The 1460-nt window shown below is 65.1% G+C and carries 2 protein-coding genes; both read left to right on the top strand.

The window, feature by feature from the left end; all coding sequences use genetic code 11:
• The coding region (gene pilP / locus KSAC_RS17135; protein ID WP_132307117.1) for a type IV pilus biogenesis protein PilP at positions 1-357 on the top strand (357 nt) is incomplete at its 5' end.
• A gap of 7 nt (positions 358-364) precedes the next feature.
• A partial coding sequence (pilO2, locus tag KSAC_RS17130; protein WP_132307115.1) for a type 4b pilus protein PilO2 occupies positions 365-1460 on the top strand: 1096 nt, incomplete at its 3' end.

Below are 1460 nucleotides of genomic sequence, written 5' to 3'. Positions count from 1 at the left end.
GCGCCAACGCCGCAGGCCGCAAAAGCGGCCACGCCGGTCGCAGCGCCTCCCCCGCCCCCGCAGCCGCCGGTCGTCACGGGGATCATGTGGGACGGCGCGACCTACAGCGCCGACCTGATTTTCCCTGATGGCGGCTCCATGGAAGTCCGTCGCGGGACAACCCTGCCCGACGGATCATCGGTCGTCATCGTATCGCAGGGCGGGGTCTATACGCAGGCGGACGGGGCGATCCGTCCCCTGCGTTTCGAGAGTGGAGAAACCCCGGCGCCGACCGCGTCATCCGCGCCAGCGCCCCACCCGGCGCCATCCACCCCACCCGTGCCGTCCATGCCCCCATCCCATCCTGTAATGCACTGAGGTCATCGTGGGATTTTTCATCAAGGACGGGGCGCGGATCTGGTGTGGCGACCTGCGCTGGAAACAGTATCCGCGCAAGCCCTCCTTCCGCACCATCCGGCGTGATGCGCTGGCGATGGACATGACGCATTTCGTGCGTACTGCCCAGCTACCCAACCGGATCGGGTATCTCAGGCTGGACCAGCAGCGCGACAAGATCCATCCCGACAGCCTGCTCCTGTCCGTCGCGGACCATTTTGGCGCGCAGTATTTCGGCGAATATGAAGTCGGCCCCGACCAGCACTGGCTGATCGCCACCGATGATGCCGGGATACCGCTGCTCGGTTCGGACGGGATATACACGAGCGCGGAGATCGAAGCGGTCCGGACGTCTTTCGCAGGGCACACATTCATCCGTGAAGGCATCCTTTCGGAAGACGAGTTCGCGACGCTTCAGAAAGCACTGCCCGCCGCGCCGATCGCCCTTCGGTCACTATCCCTGCGGCCCTACTATATCACTGCGTCGGCCGTCCTTGTCTCCGTCCTGGTCGTGTTGCAGGTGGCCCGCATCGTCCAGCAACACCGGATGGAAGCCGTCCGTCTTGCCGCACAGAAAAGCCTCAACCACACCACGCACCCGTTCAGGCCGCCGCCTCCAATCGCTCCCGGTGACTGGGTCGGAACCTGCATGCGGGCCGCCCACACGTTTCCCGTCTTTGCTCGTGGCTGGACACTCGGACGATGGGAATGCCTCGACCGCACCCTGACTGTCACATGGCAGCGCAGTGGCGGCACGCTCGCTTCAGCACCCGCGGGAGAAATACAGGACAGCGGCAATACGGTCGCAAGCCATATTCTTCTTGGTATCCCCCCAGCAGATCCGGGCCTGCCTCCCCCCACACTGGATGAACGCCAGTTCCTCGCCTTTATCCAGAAGGGCGGCGCTACCCTGACTGTCGGAAAGCCGTCATCGGGAGCCGCGCGCAAGGGGGCCGGTGGCCCCGTGCCAGTCCTGTCCGCCAGCTTTACCTGGCAGACCGATCCGCAGGCGATCCCGTGGAACCAGTTCCGCGGTCTCCACGTCATGCAGATCGCGCGCGTGGTGAGCGCCTCTGCGAGCAGCA

Origin of the sequence: Komagataeibacter saccharivorans (assembly GCF_004348195.1) — a bacterium.
Lineage (GTDB): Bacteria > Pseudomonadota > Alphaproteobacteria > Acetobacterales > Acetobacteraceae > Komagataeibacter > Komagataeibacter saccharivorans.
Note: the sequence above shows the minus strand (reverse complement) of the source record. Positions and strands in the feature narration are given on the sequence as shown.